The sequence below is a fragment of the Pseudomonas mosselii genome (assembly GCF_005796105.1).
Classification (GTDB): domain Bacteria; phylum Pseudomonadota; class Gammaproteobacteria; order Pseudomonadales; family Pseudomonadaceae; genus Aquipseudomonas; species Aquipseudomonas mosselii_C.
The window spans coordinates 62,380-80,007 of the sequence record NZ_VAUO01000009.1; the positions used below are offsets into that span (position 1 = coordinate 62,380).

Here is a 17,628-nt window from a genome sequence, read left to right on the forward strand (position 1 = left end):
ATCACGGTTTTTGACCCGGCTTTTTGCCGGGTCTTTTTTTTGGCTCTTCAGGCTAATGAAGATCGTTGATGGGCGCGATCATAGCAAAAATGTTTCAGGGCATGAACGCTCATTACAAATCTTTGCCGAATCAGCACTTGAGAATCAATCTCGTTAAGATTAAGCTGACTTTGCGTCACGGAAGATGCGCCCCCTTTTCACCGCGCGAGCAAGGAACTGTCCATGAGCCGTCTGTTACTGCGCCTCCCGCACGATCCACACGCAGCCGAACAGTCTGTCGAAGACACCTTGCTGCACAGCCTCAAGCGCCTGCCGCGTCGGGTGCAGCAAGTCTTTCTGCTCAACCGCCTCGACCAACTGGGCTTCGCCGACATCGCCGTTCGCCTGGATCTGCCGCTGATGAGCATCGAACGCCACATGAACCAGGTCCTGCAAGCCACCAGCAGCCCAGCCGACAGACCAAGCCGCATTGCCGGGCACTGGTACGTGCGCCTGCAAAGCCCACAGGTGACCGCCAGCGAACGCATCGATTTTCGGCGCTGGCTGGATGCCGCCCCCGAGCACCTGCAGGCCTTCCAGCGCACCGAGCTGTGCTGGCGCAGCCTGCTTGCCCCCGCTCGCCAGCTCGGGCATGACCGCTGGTATCGTCAGGGGCGCGCGGCGCTGTCGCTGGGCGGCTGCTCACTGATCGTCGGGCTGGGCCTGGCGGCGCTGCTAGCACTCGGCCTGTAGGCCTGATGCAACACCGCGCAACGTTCCAGGCACAGTGCGCGCGGGCCGGCAGACACAATCTGCGCCACCTTGGGTGTTAAAGTAGCGTCACAACAACGCCAAGACAGGAGCCTGGCAATGACCGCGACGCTGTCCCCGCTGCACATCGACTGCGATTTCGACTCCGGCAATATTCTGGTGCTCGATGCCAGCGATCCGGCGCACGTGCACCTGAACATCCGCCCCGACACCCACAGTGAACATTTCCAGTGGTTCCACTTCAAGGTCAGCGGCCTCACCCCTGGGCAGGTCCACCGCTTCAGCCTGGACAACGCCTACCAGTCGTCCTACAAGAACGCCTGGAGCGGCTATAACGCGGTCGCCTCCTACGACCAGCAGACCTGGTTCCGGGTACCCAGCACCTTCGACGGCAAGGCCTTGGCATTTGAAGTGAAGGCCGAGCACGCGCAGATCTGGTTCGCCTACTTCGAGCCTTACCCACGCGCGCGCCACAATCAGTTGATCGAGCGCGCCCAGCAAATCGACGGCGTCGAGCTACTGGCCCATGGCCGCAGCGTCCAGGGCCGGGACATTCCACTGCTACGTGCAGGTCATGGCGAGGCCGGCAAGCGCAAGCTATGGATCATCGCCCAGCAGCATCCGGGCGAGCACATGGCCGAATGGTTCATGGAAGGGGTGATCGAGCGTCTGCAAGCCAACGATGAGGTCATCCAGCAACTGCTGGCCAAGGCCGACCTGTACCTGATTCCCAACATGAACCCGGACGGTGCGTTCCTCGGCCACCTGCGCACCAACTTCAAAGGCAAGGACCTCAACCGGGCTTGGCAGGATGCCAGTATCGAACTCAGCCCCGAGGTGTTCTTTGCCCAGGCGCAGATGAAGCAGTACGGCGTGGACGCCTTCATCGACGTCCACGGCGACGAGGAGATTCCCCACGTGTTCACCGCCGCCTGCGAGGGTAACCCGGGCTATACCCCGCGTATCGCGCAGTTGGAAGAGCAGTTCCGGCGTACTCTGTGCGGCTTGACGGGCGACTTCCAGACCCAGTTTGGCTACACCCGCGATGCGCCCGGGCAGGCCAACACCACACTGGCGTGCAACGCCGTGGGCATGGCCTACGACTGCCTGTCGCTGACCCTGGAGATGCCCTTCAAGGACCACGACGACGCGCCAGAACCGATCGCCCAATGGTCAGGGGCACGCTCGAAAGCCTTGGCAGGCGCCGTGCTGGAGACGTTGCTGAAGATGGTCGACGACTTGCGCTGAACAGGGGTGTTGGCCCACGGATGGGCCACCTCGGTCAAAACGCGACATCCAGAATCACATTGTCCACGTAGCTACCGGCCGGCGGCGTCGCCTGGTCGGTATAGACCTTGGCGTTGTAGTTGAATACCTGGCTGCCGGTGCCCGTACCGTTGCCGGGATTCACATCGGCATCGCTGCTCGAACGCCGCGCCGCGCCCACCGAACCCCAGCGGGTAGTGCCGGCACTCTTGAAGATGTCGTAGGCCAGGTAGTTGCTGGTGCCGGACTTCATCCTGCGCCGCCCACCTGAAACGTTCTGCCCATCATCGAGCCCCACGGTGTAACTGCTGCCCTTGGTGCACGACAGGCTCACGCTCTGGCTCACCGTGCCAAACCCGGCGACCACCGGGGCGCTACCAAAGGCGATGTTGGGGGTGGTGATCTGGCAATCGTTGGTCACGCTGAGGCTGACCGTGAGGGTCTGGGTGCCGCTGCCAATGTCGCGGCCCAGGACACACGCGCCCAAGGCGCCGACGCCTGCGCAGTAGTTCCAGCTCCAGGCAATGCTCAGTGTCTCCTGGTACAACCCAGCGGCCACGTTGGCCCCCACCGTGGTGCGCAGGTACAACGGCACGGCCTTTGGGGTACTGCTACCGAGCAACCCCAGGGCATCGATGACACCGTTGCGGGCGAAGTCGAACTGTACGCCACGGGTGATCGGGTAGCTGGTCGTGGCATCGGCGTAGAGGGTATAGGGAATGATGTCGCCGGTCGGCCCCACCAGCCCGCTGGTGGTGGCCGTGATGGTGGCATAGAAATGATCGTTGCTGGCCAACAGCGTCAGCAATGAGCCGGTGCACTGTAAACCGGCATTGGTGGTCGAGCCGCTCTGCACCGTGGTACGCACCAGGGTTGAGTTGAGTGAGCCGAAAAGCACCGGCGTGGTGGCCACCGAACTGCACAACGCCCAGGCCCCGCCAGGCAACCCCAGCAGCGCCGCCAGCAGCGCACGCAATGCCACGCTCATTGGCACACCAGCGGGCCGATCAACGGAATGGGCCCCTGCCCTTCAGGCAAGGCGAATGCGACCTGGCACTGCCCGCCGCCCTCGGCCTTGTCCACGCGCAGGTGATTGTGCGGTGAAAGGTTCTCCAGATACACCAACCCGTCCCACCCCACCACCGCCTCGGCGCCGCTCTCCTGATGCGAGACACGGCTGCCCAGCTTGAGCACCTGCTGATTGCCGTCCACCAATACCAGGCTCGCAGCCAGTACCTGGCGCAGCGGAAATTCCAACAGGTAGCCACTGCCACGGCGCACCGCCACGCGCTGCTCCACTTGCGGCGCCAGGACATCGGCTGGCAGCTGCATGGGGTCGATTTCGTATTTGCCGCGGTAGTAACCGCTGCTGTAGGGCACCAGCAGGTGCCCGTTGCGATCGGTGCGTCCGACCGGTTGATTCTCGTAATGCACCGGCACATCGGCGTAACCGTTGGTGCTGACTACCACGAACGCATCGTCGATGCGATTGGCAGCGAACAGTCCGGCATCCATCAGCACCAGCGAGCCGCTGGCGTCCGCCCAGCGGGTCATTTGCTCGGCGGTGCCATACACGCCGGCTTGCACCTGCACCGACTGCAAGCGCCAGGTCAGGTCGGCCTGGCGATAGGCGCCGGCGCTGCCGCCGCTGGCGTAGCCGAGGTTGTAGCCGACACCGCCGCCCACCGGCACCGCGCGGCTATAGTTGACCCGTTGCAGATCCTGGCCGTCCTTGCCGCGCTCGGCGCTCAAGGCCAGGGTGCCGTGCAAGTCAAAGGGGATCACCCACTGCGCCTGCACCGCCCAGGTGCTGTCGCCGACGTCGCGGTTGGCCGACAGGTACAGGCTGCTGTTGCCCCACAGCGGCTTGCTCCAGCTCAGGTTCAACAATCGGGTGCGCGCCCCGTCGCCGGCACGAATATCGAAGTAACCCGCCCCGAGGCTGCCGTAGCGGTCCAGGTTCAGGCTCACGGTGGCCTGCTCGCTGCGCCGGCTCAAACGCGTGTAAGGGCTGTCGACCAACGACAGGTCGGCGTACTCGCCGTGACGCTCGATACGCTGGTAGTTGAAGCCGATGCGGTTGCTGCTGTACTGGTAGCCCAGCGCCACCTGCTGACCTGTGTCGCCGGCGAAGCGGCTTTGGGTCAGCGCGGCATTGACCACGCCGAAGGTGCCGATGCGCAGGTTACCGCCCAAGCCACCGAGCATCAGCGATTCGGACGTTTCGGCGTGGGTTTCGAGGGTGAAGGCGTCCGACAGCCCATGACGCAGGCTCGCCGTGGCCACGCCCGGGCCGTAGGCGAAATCGCGCACACCGTAATCACGGCGCAGGTTGCCCGCAGCCACGGAAAAGTCCGAGAGCCCCTTGGCCAGCAAGCTGCTGGTGACATAGAACGGCAAGGTGGTGGAAACCTGCCGACCCAAGGCATCGGTGGTCACCACCACCGCTTCCCCTGCGCCGTTGATGAACGGCACGTTGGTCAGGGTATAGGGGCCTGGCTGCAACTCGGTGCTGCTGCTTTTATAGCCGTTGATGAACAAATCCAGGGAGGTCGGCACCGCCGCTTCGCCGGCGAAGGCTGGCAGCGGGTAGGTGACCAGGTCGGGACGTGCGCCGAAGTCCCGCGACAGTTGCAGGCCACCTAACCTCACCGAGGTCGTCCACGGCAAAGCGCCGCTGACCACATCGCCCACCTCATAGCTGAGCAGGCGTTGCTCGTCGGTGTAGCGAAAGGTCGTGTCGTAGCGCAGGTAGCCCTGGCGGCCTTCGTTCGCGACACCCTGGAGCGACTGGCGCCATTGCCCGGTGCTGGAAAGCGTGCCCCAGGTGTCGAACAGGCGCAACTCGTTCCAGGCCGCCAGGTAGGTACCGCCATCGTCAGTGTCGTTGAGGTAAGCGTCGTAGTTGAACAGCGCACCGAAGCTGATGCGCGTATCGCTGGCCGGGTACAGCCCACGCTCGCCCACCTGCTGGTGAGGCAACCAGGCCGGCGGCACTTGCAGCAACAGGCGCTGGTTCTGGCTGTCGTAGTCGCTGTGCAAGTCAGGGATGTCATCCAGCGCCACTTCGCCTTGGGGGTCGCCGGGCAAGTGAATACCCGCTTCGCGCAGCACCTCGCTTGGCAGGTACAGGCGCCCCGCCCGCTGCTGCACCGGCACCAGCTCAGCCTTGCCGACCTGGTTCACCAGCAGGTCCAGGTACAGCGTGGCGTCGGCAATCGCCGCACTTTCGCTGGGCGGCGGCGGCAGATCGTCGGCCGCGCACACGACAGCGCCGAGCAGGGTCAGGCCCAGCCACAACCGATAGGTTGTCGCCCACATCCAGCTCACACACGATGTCCAACCATTGACGGGTCCTCCCTGGCCCCTGACGTTCGTGTACCCGGTTCGCTACTGGCCTTGGCGTATCGCCTGTGCCACATCCTGGCCGTTGACCCGCCCCTTGAGCAGCGTGCTGGGGCCAGGGGTGGCGGGCGCCGGCCAGCGCATGCTGGCGCCGGGCAGTACATAGCCGAGCAAACCTTCCACCACAGGCCGTTCCTGACCGCCCTGCTGCAACACCACATCGGTCAGACGCGCATGCACAGGGCCCGTGTTACGCAGCTCCAGGTACGGCTTGCCTTGTACCGATACGGCGCGCCAGCTCAACTGGGGCTTGCCGACACCCTCGACGCTGCGCCGGCCCTGCGGGTCAGGCTTACCCCACAACCCGTCGCCGTAGACGAACAGTGGCACCGAGTAGCGCATCTGCAAGCGGATCGCAGCCTTGGGGCCCTCAGTGGACGGGTCGACCGGCAACGGCGAGGGGATCTCGTCGATGATGATGCGATAGGCCTGCTCCTGCCCCGCCGGCGACTGGCCGGTGCGCGTCAGGCGGATCAGTTGTTTCTGTCCGGGCGGGATGTTGGCGACTGGCGGACTGCCGATGATCTCGCGCTGCGCCTGGAACTGCTCCTGGTATTCACCCTGGCGCCAGGCGAACACCCGCACTTGCAAGCTGGCTGGGGCGCTACCGCGGTTTTCCAGCCACAACGCACCGGCCTTCTGGTCGGCCTCAAGCACAGGGTCGATCGGCCAGATCAGCACCGAGGTGGCAGCGCTGACCTGCGCGCTGGCCATCAGCATCAGCCCAAGGATCGTCCACATCCGTAAAACGCCTGCCTGCATGCCCCTCTCCTCGGTTCTGTTCGCGGCGCACCTGGACTCACCAGGTCACCGTCACCTGCACGACATCGGTATAGGTCCCGGCCGGCAGGTTGCCCGGCAAGGTGGTACGCCCAAAAACCGGCAGTTTGATGGCCGTCGGGTCGCTGTAGCTCAGCGTGATGCTGCTGCCGACCCCCAGCACCTGGCTGAACGCCGCATCGCTATACAGCTGATAGGCCAGCAGTTGCGTACCCCCGCTGCGCTTGAGGTAGCGCGTGCCGCTGGCGGGGTTTTGGCCGCCATCGAGGCTCATGCTCAAGCCAACTCCGGGTGTGCACTGGAACGTCACCGTGGTGCCCCCCAGCGAGGTACTCACCACGCCCGTGGCCAACGCCGAACGCGTGCCATAGTCGAGCACCCCGTAGGCGGTCACCCCTCCGACCACCAGGCAGCCATTGGCGATGCTCGCCGACACTTGGAAGGTGCTACTGGTCACCGCCTGCGCAGTGGGCACCAGCGCCAGCGCAAGGCCCAGGCCCAACAACCGCAGCGCGCACGACATGGCTCAGAAACTCAGCTCGACCGCTACCGTGTCGGTGTAGACCCCGGCGGGCAAGCCAGCCTTGCCCTTGGCCTGGCCGTACAGGTTGACCGTCTGTGCCGCCCCGCTGCTGGTCGGCAGGGTGATGGTGCCGTCGATGGCCAACAGTTGAGTGCGCCCAGCATCGGTGTAGAAGTCATACGGCACGAAGTTGCCGGCACCATCGGCCAGGGCACGAGTACCGCCGCTGGAACGACCATCATGGGCCCCGGCCCTGACCTTGATCACCGGTACAGTGCCCGAGGAGCACAGGATGCTCATGGCGCCGCCACCACCACCGAGCACCTGGGCGTTGGCGCTGGTGAACAGCGAATCCTGCGTGCCAAAGTTCAAGGCGCCGAAATTCAGCCCCGAGGTGCCCGAGGTGCCATTGACCTGGCAGGCTGCGGTCAGCGTCAGTGTCGAGCTGATGGTGCCGGTGACGGTGGCCGCCTGGGCGTGTAGCGCCAGGCCCAGGCCAAGGCCTGCGAGCAGGCAACGGGTAGAAAGCGTGGTCATGCTGAGGTCTCCTTACGTATTACCAGTCCAGGGTCACTCTGAGGGTGTCGCGGTACAGCCCGGCGGGCAGCGCGCGCGGCTGCGCGACCACCACGCCGTAGATGGGCACGGGTACTTGCTCGGTGCTGTTGACCGTGAAAGTGCGCGCTTGGCCGATCGCGTAGCGGCTGCGACCGCTCGGATCGATCGCCAACTGATAAGGAATGGTTTCGCGGCCGTTGCTGAGGCGGCGTACGCCGTCACTGCCATTGAGCCCTTCGTTGATGCGCACACTGAAAGCACGCACCTGGGGCGAGCAACTGATTTGCAAGCTGCCCTCACCACCGGCTTCATCCACGCGCCCGCTCAACGGCTGGTCCCAGGTAGGTCCCTGGGCGCCAAAGTCGATCACACCAGGGTTGCCCAGCGTCGCCGGTTGAGGATTGCTGCTGACCTGGCAGGCGGCGCCAATCACCAGCCGTGCCTGGATGAAACCGCTGCTACTGCCATGCGCCATGCCACCGGGCAGCAGCAGTGGGCCCAGGGACAGCAACAGCAGGGTGGTACGTTGCAGCGCATCCTTGTGCATGGCGGCTCCTTACCAGGTCACGGTGACTTTGAGCAGATCGGCGTAAAGCCCGGCGCGAGGCACCCAGGCCAAACGGTCGATCCGGGCATACAAGGGCAGCTCCACCGACCCGCTGTCCGGCACGCGTGCCGACTGTGCCACGCCAACCTCCAGCGGCTCGCGCCAGGCGGCGTCACGGTACACGCGGTACGGGATCGGGCGGGCACCGGCATCGCTGCTGACCAGGTAGCGCACCTGGCCAACGCCGCCATGCTGGCCGCCGTCGACGCGGATCTGGTAAGGGGTGTCGGGGTTGCACTCAAGCCGTGGGGGGCGCGGGCTGTACAGCACCCCGCTCAATGTTGGATACGCGCCATCCAGGCGCGCGGAGCTGCCCAGGTCGATCACCCCCGAGGCCTGAGGGCCAGCGTCGCGGGGCTGAGTGACCAGCATGCAGCCACGCTGCACGCGGACTTGCACATCGACGAGAAAGTCCGCCGCTCCGGCACTGCCGCTCAACCACAGGCCTAACAACCCGGCCACCCAGCGCTCCGTCACCTTTCAATCCTTGTTTTGAAGGGATTAACAGCAGTGTAGCGGTGGGAATTGATCGCGCCGCACGCAAGATATCTCTCTTTAGCACTAGTCAGAAGGCGTGATCGACTGCACAAGGACGCCCACATTCTCTGCTCAGCCAACGAAACCCCTGAACTTCCTGCCGCTCAAATAGCCATAAGCCGGTAAATCCATTCATCTTCTGATACCGTACGTGACAACCTTAGCCAGCTACCTGATTTCATGCCCGGACGGACCCTACAGGAGAATCCCTTGAGCACTGCCCCGACCCCGCTCGATAAGGCCGTCGAACGCTGCGCCCAAGAGCCCATCCAAATTCCAGGCAGCATTCAGCCGCAGGGTTTCCTGCTGGTCGTGGAAGAGCCAGGCCTGACCGTTCTGCAGGCCAGCGAAAACGTGCAGCAATGGCTCGGCCTGACAGCCCCCGACCTGCTCGGCAAGCCCGTGGTGCAACTACTGGAGGCGGGCCAGGACCTGCCCGCGCTGCTCACCAGCATGCCGGCCGATGAGGTCTTCCCGTTTCATGTCGGTGATCTGCGACTGCACCCCGAGGCGCCCTACCGGGAACCGCTTCGGGTACTCGCGCACCGCCACGACCAGGTGTTGCTGCTCGAATGCGAACCCCGGCACAAGACCGGCCAAGGCGCCAGCGACTACTATCCACTGGTGCGTGCCTTCGTCAGCACCCTGCACCAGGCGGGCAGCATCGAAGAATTGCTGCAACACTCGGTACGGCAGATCAAGCGCATCACCGGGTTCGGCCGCGTCAAAGCCTATCGCTTCGACGAGCAAGGCAATGGCACGGTACTGGCAGAGGACGCCGAGCCCGACTATGCGCAGTACCTCGGCCTGTGCTTCCCGGCCTCGGACATCCCGCACCAGGCGCGCGAGCTTTACTGCATCAACCGCATCCGGGTAATCGAGGACGCCAACTACCAAGCGTCGCCACTGATACCCAGCGCTAACCCCCGCACCGGCCGGGCCCTGGACCTGAGCTTCGCCTCCTTGCGCAGCGTCTCGCCAGTGCACCTGCACTACATGCGCAACATGGGCACCCTGGCATCGATGTCACTGTCGATTGTGGTCGACGGCAAGCTCTGGGGCCTGGTGTCGTGCCACCACGCCACACCGCGCCCGGTGGACTTCCAGACCCGCACCGCCTGTGAGTTGCTGGCCAGCATGCTGTCGTTGCAGATAGAAGCCCTCGAAACCCACAACAGCACGCACTTCATGCTCGAAATGCGCCAGCGCATCGTGCGCATGCTCGCCTCGATGGCCGACCACGACAGTGTCAGCGATGGTCTGCTTGCACTGCCCGAGGTGATGCTGCGCTTTGCCGGCGCCTCGGGCGCGGCGGTCATCAGCGCCGATCGCTGCGACCTGATCGGCAACACGCCACCGGCCGCGCAGGTCAACGCCCTGGTGCACTGGCTGGCGCAGCGCGGCGACCAGGCGGTGTTCCACACCGACAACGTCCACCGCGACATCGAACTGCTGCCCGAGCTTGCCCAACACATCGGCGGGGTCCTCGCGGTGGCCATCTCGCAGATTCATTCACATTATCTACTGTGGTTCCGCCCCGAACAGGTACGCACGGTGAACTGGGCCGGCGAGCCGCAAAAGCAACCCGACGCCCAGGGCAACCTCAACCCGCGCCACAGCTTCGCCCGCTGGCAACAGGCCTTGCGTGGTTTTAGCGCGCCGTGGGAGCCGCTGATCGTCGACGGCGTGCTGGAGCTGCGCGGTGCGGTACTCGGCATCGTGCTGCGCAAGGCCGAGGAAATGGCGCAACTGGCGGGCGATCTACACCGCTCGAACAAGGAGCTGGAGGCGTTCTCCTACAGCGTCTCCCACGACCTGCGCGCACCGCTGCGCCACATTGCCGGCTACAGCGAACTGTTGGGCGAAATCGAAGGCGAACACCTCAGTGAGCGTGGCCTGCGCTTTCTCACCCACATCGAAGAAGCCGCGAAGTTCGCCGGCACGTTGGTCGACAACCTGCTCAACTTCTCGCAGATGGGCCGCGCAGCGCTACGCTTGTCCGATGTGGACCTCAACGCGCTGGTGCTCACCGTGCGCCACGAGATGGCCCCGGACTATGCCGGGCGCACGATCGACTGGCGCATCCAGACATTGCCCAAGGTCTTCGCCGACCCGGCCTTCATCGCCATGGCGCTGAACAACCTGATCGGCAATGCTGTGAAGTACACCCGCGCACGCGAATTGGCGGTGATCGAGATTGGCGCAATCGAGCACGACCATGAGATCGAGATCTACGTGCGCGACAACGGCGTAGGCTTTGACATGGCCTACGTCGACAAGCTGTTCGGCGTGTTCCAACGCCTACACCGCATGGAAGAGTTCGAGGGCACCGGTATCGGCCTGGCCAGCGTACGGCGGATCATCGAGCGCCATGATGGCCGGGTCTGGGCCAATGCCCAACTCGGCCAAGGCGCCAGTTTTCATTTCACTTTGCCGCGCAAACCGGCGGCACACTGAGGCTTCGCGCAACATGCTCAAACCCATCCTGCTGGTCGAAGACAACCCCAGGGACCTGGAGTTGACCCTCCTTGCGCTGGAGCGCAGCCAGTTGGCCAACGAAGTCATCGTGCTGCGCGACGGCGCCGACGCCCTGGATTATCTGCTGCAACGCAACGCCTACGCCGACCGCGATGGCGGCAACCCGGCGGTCATGCTGCTGGACCTGAAGCTGCCCAAGGTCGATGGCCTGCAAGTGCTCAAGGAGGTCCGCGCCACGCCGCAATTGCGCAGCATTCCAACGGTCATGCTGACCTCCTCGCGCGAGGAGCCCGACCTGCTGCGCGCCTATGAACTTGGCGTCAATGCCTACGTGGTCAAGCCGGTGGAGTTCAAGGAATTCGTCGCGGCGATTTCCGACCTCGGGGTGTTCTGGGCGGTACTCAACGAGCCGCCACCCGGTTCGTTGCGGCTGAACCGCCGTAGCGGCAACTGAGGGCGCACGATGCAGCACACGCCGTTACACCTGCTGATGGTCGAGGACAGCAGCCTTGACGCCGAACTGACCTTGCTGAGCCTTGAGCGCAGCGGTTTGCAGGTGGTATCCAAACTGGTATTCGAGCATGTCGGTGTCGAACACGCCCTCACTACCGAACGCTTCGACCTGATCCTCTGCGATTGCGTACTGCCAGGCTCCTCCGGCACCGACGTGCTGGCCATCGCCCAGCGCCTGGCGCCGGATGTGCCGTTCATCTTCCTCTCCGGGATCTACGGCGAAGAACACGCGGTAGAGATGATCCGCCTGGGCGCCACCGACTACGTGCTCAAGAAGAACTTGCCGCTGCTGCCCAAGGCCGTGCGCCGGGCGCTGACCGAAGTGCATGAGCGCCAGCGCCGTCGGCGTGCCGAAGAAGCCCTGGCGCAGGTCGAGGCTCGCGCACGCATCGCCATTGATGCGGCCGGCATGGGCACCTGGGATTTTCACCCTGAACAAGACCTGTTGGTCTGGGACGACCGCTGCAAGAATCTGTTCGGCCTGCCCCCCGATACCGAGATGGACCTTGATGTGTTCTACGCCGGGATCTACCCCGATGACCGCGCCAAGGTTCGCGAGGCCGTCGAGCGGGCCATGCGCCCGGACAGCGACGGCTTGTATCGCATCGAGTTCCGCAGCGCCCCACCCGGCGGCCTGGAGCCGCGCTGGCTGCTGTCCAGCGGCCAGAGCCAGTTCATCGACGGCCGCTGCGTGCGGTTTTCCGGCGTACTGCAAGACATCCACCAGCAGCGCCAGGCTACCCGCGCGCTGGAGCAGCTCAACGAAATGCTCGGCGAACGCGTGGTACGCCGTACCCGCGAGCGCGACCGCGCCTGGGACCTGTCCCAGGACCTGTTGGCCGTGATCAACAAAGACCTCACCCCCGTGGCGCTGAACCCCGCCTGGGAAGCCACCCTGGGCTTCACCCGCGAACGCCTGACGCAAAGCTCACTGTTGCAACTGCTGCCCGAAGCGGACCAGGAGGCGCTGCTGGCCGAGCTGTCTGCGCTGTCCCTGGGCCGTACCAGTGCACGCTTCATTGGCCGCATCCTGCACGCCAGCGGCCAACAGCGCTGGCTGTCCTGGGTGGTGGTGCCTGATGAGAACCTGCTGTACGTCGTGGCACGTGACATCACCAGCGAGCGCGAGGCCGTACTGGACCTGGCCGAGGCCAACGACCGCCTGCGCGAACAGATCGCCGAGCGCGAACGCATCGAGGCTGCGCTGCAACAAATGCAGCGCCTGGAGGCGGTCGGCCAGCTCACCGCCGGGGTCGCCCACGACTTCAACAACCTGCTGACAGTGATCCTCACCGGCGCCAGTTTTCTTGCCCGCGACCTGGACAGAGGCCAGTTGGACAAGGCCCACACTCGCCTACAGCACATCCGCGAAGCGGGTGAACGGGGCGCCAAGCTCACCGCGCAGTTACTGGCCTTCTCACGCAAGCAGCGCCTGGAGCCGGTAGCGCTGAACCTCAACAGCACCCTGGCGGGCCTCGAAGAGCTGTTGCGCCGCACCTTGGGCGGCAGTATTTCGGTGCGCCTGGACCTGGACAACGACCTCTGGCAAGCACTGACCGACCCCACCCAGACCGAGATGATCATTCTCAACCTGGCGATCAACGCCCGCGATGCCATGCCTGGCGGCGGACAACTGACCCTGGCGACCCGCAACACCCGTGTCAGCAACTGCCCGCACCGCCCCGAAGACCCGGAACCCGGCGAATACGTGGTGCTGAGCATTCGCGACACCGGCTTCGGCATGAGCGAGGAGGTGCTGGCCAAGGTGTTCGAGCCATTCTTCACCACCAAGGACATCGGCAAGGGCTCAGGCCTGGGCCTGGCCCAGGTGTTCGGCTTTGCCAAACAATCCGGTGGCGGCGTGCGCATCGACACCACGCCAGGGCACGGCACCCAGGTCAGCGTGTACTTGCCTGCCGTGCGCCAACGTGCAGCGGACGTGCCCAACGTGCAAGTGCGAAGCGCCCCGCCCTCGCGCGATACGCGTGCACGCAATGTGTTGTTGGTGGACGACGACCCGCTGGTGCGGGAAATGATCGGCGATGTACTGCGCCGCAGCGGCTACCAGGTGCGTCAGGCTCACAGCGGCGAACAGGCACTGGCCTTGCTGGATGCACAGGTGGAATTGCTGCTTACCGATTTTGCCATGCCTGAGTTCAATGGTGCGCAACTGGCACTGGCAGCCCGCGAACGCTTCCCGCGCCTGCCCGTGGTGTTCCTGACCGGATATGCCGACTTGCAGGGCCTGGAATTGCCAGACAGCCTGGTGATCCAGAAGCCCGCCAGCGAAGACACCTTGGTCCAAGCGTTGGCAGAACTGATGGAAAAGCGCGGGGCAGAATGAAAAAAATCGCCATTAGGCGATTGGGAGGGGGTGTTTTGAATAGGCTTGGAGAGTAATGGCAGGGGCGGCTGGATTCGAACCAACGCATGGCAGGATCAAAACCTGCTGCCTTACCGCTTGGCGACGCCCCTGTATCGGATGTGGCGGTTGCTGAATGAACCGCTGATCTGACTATTGACTGCCAGCTTCGTGTGTCGCTGTGCAGCAATGGCCGGCACTTTACCAGCGTTGCGTTTGGCTGCAAAGCTTTTTTTTGAAAAAAATGCTGAAAAACAGCAAGTTAGTTCAAGGCCTGGCGTGCAGCTTACCGTTCGTCGTTTTTTTCCCGCTTCGCTTCAACCCCTGCGCGATATCTCCTTCCAAACAGGTAGACCTATTAACCTGCGCATCACAAGGAGGGCGCCATGCCAGTTTCCCATGACCTCTACCAAGACCTGCATTACCCACGCGAGATCGTTCAGCAACGCCGCCAACAAGACCCGCAACTCGACCGCCTGCTCGATGAATACGTCGACATCGACAACCAGGTCCTGGCTGCCGAGGCGATCTCGGCAGGCAATTTCGTCGACGAAGACCTGCGTCACCTCAAAGAAAAGCGCCTGGCGGTGAAGTACATGATCGAGCGCCGTCTCGAGCGCAAAGACTGAAGGGCCGTTCAGCGCCATCGCAGGCGCACGCCTGCGATCAACGCACCTATCGCATTTCACGATACCTCTGCGGCACAATCCCGATTGCTCGAAACCTCGCGCTTCGCGCAAGCTGCACCCTGCCCTGCCGTGCCCTTGAGGAGCCTATCCGTTGTCTACCTGGATTCCCGCCACGTTACGCCGCCGGCGCCCCCCAACACGGCACGACAGCCTGTTGATGACGCACTTCCAGACCCGCGCAGCCGAGCGCGGCTACACGCTGAGCGAGGGCCAGTGCCGGGTGATCGCGGCCATGGCCGAGCAGCTGGCTGCGCTGGAGGCGGGTCAAGCAACAAGCCTGTACCTGTACGGCGCGGTGGGGCGCGGTAAAAGCTGGTTGCTCGACGGTTTCTTCGAGGCGGTCACGCAGCCCCACAAGCGCCGCCTGCACTTCCATGATTTCTTCGCCCGATTGCACCAGGGCATGCACCGCCACCGGGGGCTGGATGATGCCCTTGGCGCCACCCTCGACGAGCTGTTGGGCGAGGTCAGGGTGCTGTGCTTCGACGAATTCCATGTGCACGACATCGGCGACGCCATGCTGCTGACGCGTCTGTTCAATGCCCTGTTCGCGCGTGGCATCCTGCTGCTGGTGACCTCCAACTACGCCCCCGAGGGGCTGCTGCCCAATCCGCTGTACCACGAACGCTTCCTGCCGGTGATCCGCCTGATCAACGAACGCATGCAGGTCCTGGAAGTAGGCGGCGATACCGACTTTCGCAGCCTGCCAGCCAACCGTGCGCACCAGCGGTTCACCCAGGGACACTATGTCTGGCCGGGCGATGCCGCGCAGCGCCAAGCCCTGCGCCTGCCTGCACCGCACGCGCAGGTGCTGCAGATCAACCAACGTCCGCTGCGCGTGCTGGCCGAGGACGGCGAACAGGTGATGTTCGCCTTCACCGACCTGTGCGAGCAAGCAACCGCCGTGATCGACTATCTGGTGCTGGCTGAGCGCTACAGCCACTGGGTCATCGATGGGCTGGATGACCTGGGCGAGTGCTCGCTCGCCGCTCAGCAACGCTTCGTCAACTTGGTGGATGTGCTGTACGACCAGGACCGACAGGTCACGGTGATCGGCAAGCGTGCACTGGCCGACAGCCTCGATGGGCCACTGGCCGACCTGATGCGCACCCGTAGCCGGCTGGGGCAACTGCATCAGATCGGGCCGCAGGCCTGAGCCCGGCACTGGGCCAAGGGTTGGCCGTGGCCATCTAGCCTGCGCGGGGCAGATCCGCCAGTACCGCCTCGATTTCACCCAGCACCGCAGGGTCGTCCAAGGTCGAAGGCGGCGTGTAGTCCTGGCCATCGGCGATCTTGCGCAAGACTGCCCGCAGGATCTTGCCCGAGCGGGTCTTGGGCAGGCGCTTGACCAGCCTGACCCGATTGAAACAGGCCAAGGCGCCGATCTGCTCACGCACGCTGGCCACCAACTCGCCCTGCAGTTGCGTTTCAACGATGCCCTGGCCGTCCTTGAGCACCACCAGCGCCAGCGGCACCTGGCCTTTGATGTCATCGTGCACACCAATCACCGCGCACTCGGCCACAGCCGGGTGGCGTGCCACCAGATCCTCCATCTCGCCGGTGGACAGGCGATGTCCAGAGACATTGATCACATCGTCGGTGCGCCCCATGATGTAGACGAAACCGTCGTCGTCCAGGTAGCCGCCGTCGCCGGTGTGGTAGTAGCCGGGATAGCTGTGCAGGTAGGCCTCCAGGTAGCGCGGGTGATCGCCCCACAAGGTCTGGCTGCACCCTGGCGGTAATGGCAAGGCGATGACGATGGCGCCCTGCTGGTTCGGCCCCAACGGCTTACCGTCGTCGTCCAGTACCTGCACGTGATAGCCCGGCACTGCACGGTTGCTCGACCCCGCTCGCGCCGCGCTGCCCTCCAGCCCGACACACGGCGCGGTGACCGGCCAGCCGGTCTCGGTCTGCCACCAGTGGTCGTGAACCGGCTTGCCAGTGACCCGTTCCAGCCATTCGTGGGTACTGGAATCGAGCTTCTCACCGGCCAGGAACAGTTGGCGCAACGACCCCAGGTCGTGGCGGCGGATCAATGCCCCCTCGGGGTCTTCCTTGCGAATCGCGCGCATGGCGGTGGGCGCGCAGAACAAGGCATTGACCTGGTACTGCTCCACCACCCGCCAGTACGCCGAGGCGTCCGGGGTGCGGATTGGCTTGCCTTCGTAGAACACCGTGGTACAGCCACTCATCAGTGGGCCGTAGACAATCAGCGAGTGCCCGACCACCCAACCCACGTCGGAGATGCCCCACCACACATCGCCCGCCTGCATGCCGTAGATATGCCGCATGGCAAAGCACAAGGCGACCGCGTTGCCGCCATTCTCGCGCACGATGCCCTTGGGTTTGCCGGTGGTCCCGGAGGTGTACATGATGTACAGCGGATCGCCCGCCGCCAGCGCCACCGGCGCGACCGGCTCGGCGCCGGCCAACGCCTGCTGCCAGTCCAGATCGCGACCCGCCTGCAACGATGCGTACGCTTGCGCCCGCTGTAGCACCAGCACATGCCGAGGTTGGTGCCGAGCCAGTTGCAAGGCGCGGTCGACCAGCGGCTTGTATTCGATGACCCGGTCGAACTCCAGCCCGCAAGAGGCCGTGAGCAGCAATGCCGGACGGGCATCGTCGATGCGCAGCGCCAACTCGTTGGCCGCGAAGCCACCGAACACCACCGAATGCACCGCGCCGATGCGCGCGCAGGCCAGCATGGCCATGGCGGCCTGGGGCACCATGGGCATATAGATGATCACCCCATCGCCCTTGCCCACGCCGAGTGCGCGCAGCAGCCCAGCCAGGCGCGCCACTTCATCGCGCAGCTGATGATAGGTGAACGTCTGCTGAGTGCCCGTCACGGGGGAGTCATAGATCAGCGCCAGTTGCTCGCCACGGCCCTGCTCGATCTGGTGGTCGAGGGCCAGGTGGCAGGTGTTCAAGCGACCGTCTTCGAACCAGCGGTGAGTGCCGTCGGCGTTCTGTTGCAGGGTGAGCGTTGGTTTGCGCTGCCAAGCCAACTGATCGGCCTGGGCTTGCCAGAAGGCTGCTGGGTCGGCAATGGAATGGGCGTAGCTGTGCTGATAGGTCATTGGTTCGCAACCCGGTACTTGTTGTTATTGAAGGGCGGACCTTGAGTATGGCTGCCCGAGGCCGGGCCGCCATGGGACTT

15 protein-coding genes and 1 tRNA gene are annotated in these 17,628 nt (G+C 64.4%); 7 read left to right on the forward strand and 9 right to left on the reverse strand.

Going from position 1 to position 17,628, the window contains the following annotated elements:
- Positions 1-222: 222 nt before the first annotated feature.
- Both FEM01_RS18100 and FEM01_RS18105 read left to right on the forward strand, forming a co-directional pair.
- The gene (locus FEM01_RS18100; protein WP_138220854.1) at positions 223-732 is read left to right on the forward strand and encodes a DUF4880 domain-containing protein; all 510 of its coding nucleotides are present in this window, start codon (positions 223-225) and stop codon (positions 730-732) included.
- 117 nt (positions 733-849) lie between these two features.
- Positions 850-1,998, forward strand: coding sequence for a M14 family metallopeptidase (locus FEM01_RS18105; RefSeq protein ID WP_138220855.1), 1,149 nt, complete (start codon positions 850-852; stop codon positions 1,996-1,998).
- Positions 1,999-2,032: 34 nt separating this feature from the next.
- Here the strand turns inward: FEM01_RS18105 and FEM01_RS18110 are convergent, their stop codons facing one another.
- The 7 genes from FEM01_RS18110 to FEM01_RS18140 all read right to left on the reverse strand — a co-directional run bounded on the left by FEM01_RS18110 (position 2,033) and on the right by FEM01_RS18140 (position 8,366).
- Positions 2,033-3,004, reverse strand: a complete 972-nt coding sequence (locus tag FEM01_RS18110) for a Csu type fimbrial protein (RefSeq protein ID WP_138220856.1) — start codon at positions 3,002-3,004, stop codon at positions 2,033-2,035.
- Positions 3,001-5,337 (reverse strand): fimbria/pilus outer membrane usher protein, encoded by a 2,337-nt coding sequence (locus tag FEM01_RS18115; protein WP_171030993.1) that lies wholly within the window; start codon positions 5,335-5,337, stop codon positions 3,001-3,003. Before FEM01_RS18115 ends, FEM01_RS18110 begins: the two co-directional genes overlap by 4 nt.
- Before the next feature lie 69 nt (positions 5,338-5,406).
- Positions 5,407-6,183, reverse strand: coding sequence for a fimbrial biogenesis chaperone (locus FEM01_RS18120; RefSeq protein WP_138220858.1), 777 nt, complete (start codon positions 6,181-6,183; stop codon positions 5,407-5,409).
- A 37-nt stretch (positions 6,184-6,220) separates the two neighbouring features.
- Positions 6,221-6,724 carry a Csu type fimbrial protein gene (locus FEM01_RS18125; protein ID WP_138220859.1) on the reverse strand — a complete coding sequence of 168 codons (504 nt, stop codon included), beginning with the start codon at positions 6,722-6,724 and terminating at the stop codon, positions 6,221-6,223.
- Positions 6,725-6,727: 3 nt separating this feature from the next.
- Complete coding sequence (locus FEM01_RS18130) at positions 6,728-7,261, reverse strand: Csu type fimbrial protein (RefSeq protein WP_138220860.1); 534 nt, start codon at positions 7,259-7,261, stop codon at positions 6,728-6,730.
- A gap of 19 nt (positions 7,262-7,280) precedes the next feature.
- Positions 7,281-7,814, reverse strand: a complete 534-nt coding sequence (locus FEM01_RS18135; protein WP_138220980.1) for a Csu type fimbrial protein — start codon at positions 7,812-7,814, stop codon at positions 7,281-7,283.
- Between the two features lie 24 nt (positions 7,815-7,838).
- Positions 7,839-8,366, reverse strand: a complete 528-nt coding sequence (locus FEM01_RS18140) for a Csu type fimbrial protein (RefSeq protein WP_138220861.1) — start codon at positions 8,364-8,366, stop codon at positions 7,839-7,841.
- Between the two features lie 240 nt (positions 8,367-8,606).
- Here FEM01_RS18140 and FEM01_RS18145 point away from each other — a divergent pair, with 240 nt between their 5' ends.
- Genes FEM01_RS18145 through FEM01_RS18155 form a run of 3 tightly spaced genes read left to right on the forward strand, consistent with a single transcriptional unit; the run spans position 8,607 to position 13,761 of the window.
- Complete coding sequence (locus FEM01_RS18145; protein ID WP_138220862.1) at positions 8,607-10,883, forward strand: ATP-binding protein; 2,277 nt, start codon at positions 8,607-8,609, stop codon at positions 10,881-10,883.
- A gap of 13 nt (positions 10,884-10,896) precedes the next feature.
- Positions 10,897-11,358: a response regulator gene (locus FEM01_RS18150; RefSeq protein ID WP_138220863.1), complete on the forward strand. Its 462-nt coding sequence runs from the start codon at positions 10,897-10,899 to the stop codon at positions 11,356-11,358.
- Between the two features lie 9 nt (positions 11,359-11,367).
- On the forward strand, positions 11,368-13,761 hold the full coding sequence (locus FEM01_RS18155; RefSeq protein WP_138220864.1) for a hybrid sensor histidine kinase/response regulator: 2,394 nt from the start codon (positions 11,368-11,370) through the stop codon (positions 13,759-13,761).
- A gap of 56 nt (positions 13,762-13,817) precedes the next feature.
- Here FEM01_RS18155 and FEM01_RS18160 read toward each other — a convergent pair.
- Positions 13,818-13,892 (reverse strand) — tRNA-Gln (locus FEM01_RS18160).
- 273 nt (positions 13,893-14,165) lie between these two features.
- Here FEM01_RS18160 and FEM01_RS18165 point away from each other — a divergent pair.
- Both FEM01_RS18165 and zapE read left to right on the forward strand, forming a co-directional pair.
- The gene (locus FEM01_RS18165) at positions 14,166-14,408 is read left to right on the forward strand and encodes a hypothetical protein (RefSeq protein WP_138220865.1); all 243 of its coding nucleotides are present in this window, start codon (positions 14,166-14,168) and stop codon (positions 14,406-14,408) included.
- 151 nt (positions 14,409-14,559) lie between these two features.
- Positions 14,560-15,624, forward strand: coding sequence for a cell division protein ZapE (gene zapE / locus FEM01_RS18170; RefSeq protein ID WP_240791772.1), 1,065 nt, complete (start codon positions 14,560-14,562; stop codon positions 15,622-15,624).
- A 34-nt stretch (positions 15,625-15,658) separates the two neighbouring features.
- On the opposite strand, the gene FEM01_RS18175 is transcribed toward zapE, so the two are convergent.
- The gene (locus tag FEM01_RS18175; protein ID WP_138220866.1) at positions 15,659-17,548 is read right to left on the reverse strand and encodes a propionyl-CoA synthetase; all 1,890 of its coding nucleotides are present in this window, start codon (positions 17,546-17,548) and stop codon (positions 15,659-15,661) included.
- Positions 17,549-17,628 lie beyond the last annotated feature (80 nt).